Annotated in this window: 6 protein-coding genes; 2 read left to right on the forward strand and 4 right to left on the reverse strand. The window is 67.7% G+C overall.

The features are described from left to right. The first annotated feature begins 300 nt into the window (after nucleotides 1-300). The gene (locus AB0M65_RS33500) at nucleotides 301-579 is read left to right on the forward strand and encodes a hypothetical protein (protein WP_364036860.1); all 279 of its coding nucleotides are present in this window, start codon (nucleotides 301-303) and stop codon (nucleotides 577-579) included. Here AB0M65_RS33500 and AB0M65_RS33505 read toward each other — a convergent pair. The 3 genes from AB0M65_RS33505 to AB0M65_RS33515 form a co-directional block, all read right to left on the reverse strand. After that, nucleotides 576-2,150: a succinic semialdehyde dehydrogenase gene (locus AB0M65_RS33505; RefSeq protein ID WP_364036863.1), complete on the reverse strand. Its 1,575-nt coding sequence runs from the start codon at nucleotides 2,148-2,150 to the stop codon at nucleotides 576-578. The two genes, AB0M65_RS33500 and AB0M65_RS33505, sit on opposite strands and share 4 nt — an antisense overlap. Before the next feature lie 13 nt (nucleotides 2,151-2,163). Next, a complete protein-coding gene (locus AB0M65_RS33510) occupies nucleotides 2,164-3,792 on the reverse strand; it encodes a GMC family oxidoreductase N-terminal domain-containing protein (protein ID WP_364036866.1) in 1,629 nt (542 codons plus the stop codon). A gap of 153 nt (nucleotides 3,793-3,945) precedes the next feature. Further along, nucleotides 3,946-4,785, reverse strand: coding sequence for an LLM class F420-dependent oxidoreductase (locus AB0M65_RS33515; RefSeq protein WP_364036905.1), 840 nt, complete (start codon nucleotides 4,783-4,785; stop codon nucleotides 3,946-3,948). Nucleotides 4,786-5,014: 229 nt separating this feature from the next. Between AB0M65_RS33515 and AB0M65_RS33520 the strand changes: the two genes are divergently transcribed. Continuing rightward, nucleotides 5,015-5,200, forward strand: a complete 186-nt coding sequence (locus tag AB0M65_RS33520) for a hypothetical protein (protein ID WP_364036869.1) — start codon at nucleotides 5,015-5,017, stop codon at nucleotides 5,198-5,200. A 68-nt stretch (nucleotides 5,201-5,268) separates the two neighbouring features. Here the strand turns inward: AB0M65_RS33520 and AB0M65_RS33525 are convergent, their stop codons facing one another. Further along, nucleotides 5,269-6,483: a glycosyltransferase gene (locus AB0M65_RS33525; RefSeq protein WP_364036908.1), complete on the reverse strand. Its 1,215-nt coding sequence runs from the start codon at nucleotides 6,481-6,483 to the stop codon at nucleotides 5,269-5,271. Nucleotides 6,484-7,011: the final 528 nt, after the last annotated feature.

The raw sequence follows: 7,011 nt of genomic DNA on the forward strand, positions 1-7,011 counted from the left end.
GTGATATTGAGGGTTAGAACCCTCAATATCACTCACGACCCCCTCTCGAAAAAACACAAACCACTCAAAGCGGACACTCGCGTCCCGAAAGGCGTCCTTTGTGGATAGTCCAGGAGCGCCAGGACACTGGCGAGTCCGCTGCGGCCGCCAAATCCGCCACACCACCTTGACTTGCCCCTTAATAAGTGTCCCAATTCCTTCATGAACACAGGCAGTAGGCCGAGATGCCCAACGGTTGGTCGCGGACGCCACTGTTACCCCGCATAGTCCGGTGGGCATGCCGAGGAGCCCGTCGCCTTCGTGGAACTGGCCGTCAGTTTCGGCGCGGCCTGGCTGGCCACCTACAGCCCGATCGCGGCCGTCCTGTCGCAGATGTTCCGGCCAAGGGCGCGGTACACGAGCATCTCGCTGTCCTACCAGCTGGCGGGCGCGCGCTTCGGTGGTCTCTCGCCGCTGGTGTCGACGATGCTGTTCCAGGTGACCGGCAGTGTCTGGCCGGCGATCGGCCTGCTGATCGGCTTGTGCGTGCTCAGCATCGTCTGTGTGCTCGCCGCGCCGCAGCACACCGACGACGTCTAGCGGATACGGAACCGCCGCATCATCTTCAACCCGGAAAGCATGCCTTCGACGTACTTCTCGTAGGCCTGGCCGGGACGGGGGCCCATGACCTGCTTCTTGAGCACCGCCAGGTTCTTGACGTCGGTGTACTTGAGCAGGCCCTGGTCACCGTGGCGGGCGCCGACGCCGGAGCTCTTGACCCCTCCGGACGGCGTCCCCTTGGAGGCGTACGCGGTGGCGAGGATGTCGTTGATGTTGACGTTGCCCGACTCGATGCGTGCGGCCACCGCGCGGGCGGCGTCGACATCACGGCCCCAGACCGAGGCGTTGAGGCCGTAGTCGGTGTCGTTGGCGAGTGCCACGGCCTCGTCGACAGTGCGGTACTTGTGCAGTGCGACAACGGGTCCGAAGGTTTCGGTGACGCCGCAGAGCATGTCCTTCGTGACGCCTTCGAGGATCGTCGGTTCGAAGAACGCCGGGCCGAGATCCGGCCGATGCTTCCCTCCACAAAGGACGGTAGCGCCCTTGGCGACGGCGTCGTCGACATGCGCTTTGACGCGGCGCATGTGGTCGACGGAGACGAGCGACCCCATCTCGGGGCCGAAGTCATAGGCGGCGCGGACGTCGAGCGCCTCGGCCTTGGCCACGTACGCTTTCTTGAACTCGTCGTAGCGGGACTCCGGCAGGTAGATCCGCTCGATGTGCATGCAGATCTGGCCGGTGTTGCCGAAGGCGCCGAAGATCGCGCCCTGCGCGGCCTCGGCAAGGTCCGCGTCCTCCAGCACGATCATCGGGTTCTTGCCGCCGAGTTCGAGGCAGCAGCCGATGAGGTTCTTGCCCGCCCGCTCCCCGATCACCCTTCCGGTGGCCGTGGAGCCGGTGAACATCACGTAGTCGGCTTGGTCGATGAGCGTGGGGCCGACGTCCGGGCCCTCCCCGCACACCACCTGGAACAGCCCCTTCGGCAGGCCTGCCTCCTCCAGCAGTTGAACGCCGTAGAGCGGTGACAGCGCGGTCTTGTTGTCGGGCTTCAGCACGATGGCGTTCCCGACCATCAGCGCCGGTATCGCGTCGGAAATGCCGGTGGCGAACGGGAAGTTCCACGGCGCGATGATGCCGACGACGCCCTTGGGCTGCCGGATCTCGGTCGACGTCGTCAGGAACGGCACCGGCCCGCCGCGTTTCGTCGGCGCCAGCAGTTTGGCGGCCCGTTTGAGGTAATGGCTCATCACCATCGACGGGTCACAGGTCTCCTCGATCGCCATCCGCCGGTTCTTGCCGCTCTCGACCTGGATGAGGTCGGTGACGGTCGACGCGTTGCCGATGAAGAGCGCGTGTGCCCGTTTGAAGACCTCCAGCCGCTGCTTGAGCGGTGTCGCGGCCCATTTCTCCTGTGCGGCACGCGCGAGGGTGAACGCCTGCTCGATGTCCGGCGGCGTCGACTGCGGCAGCTCGACGAGCAGGTCACCGGTGTAGACCTCGGTGAGCTTCCAGGTCGAGCCGGAGGAACCCGGCACCCGGCCGACGAGCCGTCGCAGGAACGCGTCGGTGGCCGACGCCGGGCGGGTGAGCGCGAGTGGGATGACGGTCATGGCCCTCTTTCCGTCAGTTGTCCGAGAGGACGAGCCGCGCGCCCATCTCGCCGATCATGATGGCTGGCGCGTTGGTGTTGCCGCCGGTGATCGACGGCATGATCGAGGCGTCGCAGACCCGCAGTCCCTCGATACCGCGGACCTTGAGATCGGGGCCGACCACCGCGAGTTCGTCGACACCCATCCGGCAGGTGCCGACGCCGTGATAGACCGAGGTCGCGCGATTCAGGATCGCGTCGCGTAGTTCCTGGCCCCGCACTCCCTTGCCGGGGTGGAGTTCCTCCTTGATCGAACCGCGGAACGCCTTCGAGGCGAAGATCTCGCGCGCCATCTCCGAGCCCTCGCCGAGCACTTCGAGGTCGGCCGGGTCGGCAAGGTACTGGGGGTCGATGAGCGGCGCCGCCGTCGGATCGGCCGACGCGAGCCGGAGCGTGCCGCGGCTCTTCGGGTAGATCAGCGTGGTCAGCACGGTGAGCGCGGGGCGTTTGTCGACGTCGTGCCGGATCGGCGCGTCCTGGTTGGGCGTGACGTACGCCCACGGCAGGAGGTGCAACTGGAGGTCGGGGACGTCGGTGGCCTGAGACGTTTTGAGGAACGCGACCGCCTCGAAGACCGAGTTCGCCAGGAACGTGGTCCCTGGCTTGAGCAGCTCTTTGACGAGGCCGCGCGCGAAGTACGGTGGCGTGCCCTTGTTCTTGCTCGATGACACGGTGAACGTCAGCGCGTGGAACATGTGGTCGTGCAGGTTGTCGCCGACCGGCAGGTTCGCGAGCACGTCGATGCCGTGTTCCTTGAGGTGTTCGGCGTGGCCGATGCCGGAAAGCATGAGCAACTGGGCGGAGCCGACGAACCCGGCGGAGAGGATGACCTCTTTCCCGGCGCGAACCGTGCGCTGAGTGCCGTTCGCGTCGACGACCTCGACCCCGGCGGCACGGCCGTTCTCGATCACGACCTTCTTCACCAGCACCCCGGACTGCACTTCGAGCGTCTGAGGCGCGCGATTGTGGATATAGCCGCGCGAAGCGCTGTAGCGCAGGCCGTCGGCGGCGTTCTGCTGCATCCGGCTGACGCCCTCTTGCGACTCGGCGTTGTAGTCGTCGAGGATTTCGCAGCCGATCGCGTCGGCGGTCGCCTCGACGAACTGCAGCGTCCCCTCCTGGGGGATCTTGTTGCGGGTGACCCGGATCGGGCCGCCCGCGCCCCGGAACGCGGTCTCGCCGTCCTCGAAGTCCTCCATGCGCTTGTACGCGGCGTTGACGTTGTCGGCGTCCCAGCCCTTGTTGCCCTCCGCGGCCCAAGAATCGAAGTTCGCGCGATTGCCGCGGACGTAGACCATGCCGTTGATCGAGCTGGAGCCACCGACCACCTTGCCGCGTGGCACCGGCATCCGCCGATCGAGAACGTGTTTCTGCGGCACCGAGTAGTAGCCCCAGTCGAACGGCTTCTTGAGCTGGGGCACCGCGTGCATCGGGCCGACCAGTCCCGGTTTCCTGACGAGCAGCTTCTCGTCGGTCTTACCCGCTTCGAGCACGATCACGCTGGCACCCGACTCGGCCAGCCTGCCCGCGATCGCGGCTCCCGAACTACCCGATCCGACGACCACGTAGTCGGCCTCGTCGCCGCGCGGCGCCCTGTTCGCCATTTCCGCTCCTCGGTCCGCCAGCCGCAGAACTGTAACCTGTTCTAGTTACGTCACCGTATAGCGGAACCACCCGGTTCCGCAATGGCGGCCTCGGACGCGACCGGGGCGGCCCCTCCACTCGGAGGGGCGGCCCCGGTCATCCTGTGCCCGGCCTCAGCGCAGCGGTTCGAGCGCCTTCGCCAGCGGTTCCAGCACCGACGGCGTATGCGGCGGCGGCAAGTACACGATGGCCAGGTCGAGACCCACCTCGCCGAGGGCTTCGGCTTCCGCGGCGACCTTGGCGTAGTCGTTGTCCGGCTCGAGGCGGATATGCGCGGACAACGTGATCTCGCTCGGGTCCCGGCCGATGTCCGCGCAGTGGCGATGCAGCACCTCGCGCTTGTGGGCGAATTCCTCGGGCGTGCCACCGACGAAGTTCCAGTGCTGGGCGTACTTCGCGGTCGTGCGCAGGGTCCGCTTCTCCCCACTGCCCCCGATGCAGATCGGCGGATGCGGCTTCTGCACACCCTTCGGTTCGCAACGGGCGTCGGTCAGCTGGTAGTGCTCACCCTGGAAGGTGGTGGTCTCCTTGGTCAGCAGTCCGATGAGGACCTCGCAGCCCTCCTCGAACCGGTCGCTCCGCTCCTTGATCGAGCCGAGCTCCATGCCGTACGCGCCGGACTCCTCTTCGTTCCAGCCGGCGCCGATCCCGATCTCCAGCCTGCCACCGGAAACGATGTCGAGCGTCGCGGCCATGTTCGCGAGCAGCGCCGGGTGCCGGTAATGGATCCCGCTGACCAATGTGCCCAGCCGGAGCCGTTTCGTGGCCTGGGCGAGCGCGGTCAGCGTGACCCACCCTTCCAGGCACGGGCCACTCGAATCGGAGAAGATCGGATAGAAGTGATCGAAGGTCCAGGCGGATTCGAAAAGCTCGATCTCGTCTGCGGCCTGCCACACGGCGAGCATGTCGGCCCAAGCGGTGTCCTGGGGCGAAGTCTTGATGGCGAATCGCATGATCATGATCGTAAACCTGGAGTTCCTCCAGGCGAGGACGTCGCGCTCGGTGGTCTTCAGCCGATCACCGGCTTGAGTACCTCCTCGCACCACTGGCGGAAGGGCGTCGGCGTGGCGGACCGGCGAGCCCGGCAGGCCGGTCGCACCGAGCCCCGGCTGCGGGTGGCGCTGAAGGCCGATCTCGACGCCGGGCTGCTGCCGAAGCTCGTCGGGCACCGTGCTCTGCTTCTTGCCCCTCTCGACGGCGAACCGCTACCGCCTGCCGAGCAGCACGTACCTGCCCGCCGACGATCTGCAGCCGTCGACCTTGACCGTGGCGTGGCCGCGGGATTCCCGCTCCCCCACTGTCACCGCCTTCGTCCGCGCCGCGGTTTCGGTGGCGTCACCGCGGATCACGGACTTCGCGGGAGCGTGAATGGTCAGGGGTCCACCCGTCCCCGTCCGAACACGCCACGACCAAAGGCGAGCCTTCACGACCGGGTTTTACCGCCCGGCCACGTCGAGCAGCAGCTTCGCGGCCACCGTCGCCCCGTCTGTCCGGATCGTGCCCGCCACCTCGGCGGCTCGCTCCCGGGTCGCGGGAGTCAGCACCGCGGCGAGCGCGGCGGACAGCGAATCGGCCGTCGGGTTCGGGTCCTGGTGCGCGACGCCGATGCCCAGTTCCGCCACCCGGGCGGCCCAGTACGGCTGGTCCGCGATCCGCGGCACGATCACCTGCGGCGCGCCTGCCACGGACGACGTCGTCGTGGTGCCCGCCCCGCCGTGGTGCACGACGGCGGCCACCCGTCGGAACAGGGCCTGCTGGTTGACCTCCCCGACGACGAAACAGTCGTCGGCGTCGTCGATCGCGGCCAGTCCCGCCCAGCCGCTGGCGAGCAGGATCCGGCGCCCCTGCGCGCGGACCGCCTCGATCGCGTTCCGGGCGATGTCCTTCGGGGCGTAGGCGGCCATGCTGCCGAAGCCCACATAGACCGGTGGCTCACCGGCGTTCAGGAACGCCTCCAGATCGTCCGGGAGCGGCCGGTCGTCGGGCAGGATCCACGTTCCGGTCTGGACGAGGTCGAGGTCCGTCTTGCCCTCCGACGGGCACAGCGTCACGTCCGCCGCCAGCCACGGGCGGCCGGTGAAGACGTGATCGCGGACGTTGTCCACCGGCGGCAGGCCGATCTCCGCCCGATGACTGTTGAGCGCCGGACCGTACAGGTCGTTCACCCGGTCGGCGTCCTGCTTCCACAGCACCCGGTTGTCGGTCTCGCCCTCCGGGGACGGCGTCCCCGGCCGCACTCCCGGCGCGAAATGCCGCGACGGTAACCCGAAAATGTGGAAGGCCGCGTACACATACGGGATGCCCCGTTTTTCGGCCACGTCCCGCGCGCCGGCGGGCAGCAGGCCGGTCGCCAGCAACGCGGCACAACCCTCGGCCGCCGCGCCGAGCGTCTTGAACCGCGCGGCGACCAGCTCGGGAGCGAGCCGGAACGCGTCCTTCCCCGTCGGCGGCTTCGGATTCGCGACCACCGAACGCACCGACGGGCCCAACGGCACCAGCGGCACCCCGGCACGCGCCAGCAGCACCTCGAAATCGTCGTCCGGCGGCGCGGCCACCAGCGCCTCCGCCCCCAGCCCCCGCAACGCGACCGCGAGTGCCACCAGCGGCTCGACGTCTCCGCGCGAACCCCACGTCGTCAGCAAAAAGCGCACTTTGTGAATCCCCATTTCCCGTACTCCGAGTTCTTGCCGGGCAATTGTGGGGTACGACCCTGGCCTTGCCGCAAGCCCAGGGGTGCGCTATAAATTGAAGGGGGCGGGGAAATGCGTTCTTTCCCCTTGCGCCCGCATCACTCCGGTTCCACGGCGACGACGGTGACGCCTTCGAGCGGCCGGGTCACGAGGACTTCTTCTTCTCGGCCCGCACCAGCCCGCCGCCGACGATGAGGCGCTGGATCTCGCCGCGCCGCCTTCGGGCGAGTGATGCGTGGGTTGGCGCGGCGCCGCACTCGCGTGCTCAAACACGGAACTCGCGTGCTTAAAGACGGAACTCGCGTGCTCAGACTCCGCACACCGAGTTCTGCATCCAGGCACGCGAGTCACGTGCTCAAGCACGCAAGTCACGCCTCTGAGCACGCGAGTCACGTGCTCAAGCACGCAAGTCACGCCTCTGAGCACGCGAGTCACGTGCTCAAGCACGCAAGTCACGCCTCTGAGCACGCGAGTCACGTGCTCAAGACG

Origin of the sequence: Amycolatopsis sp. NPDC051071 (genome assembly GCF_040682875.1) — a bacterium.
Classification (GTDB): Bacteria; Actinomycetota; Actinomycetes; order Mycobacteriales; family Pseudonocardiaceae; genus Amycolatopsis.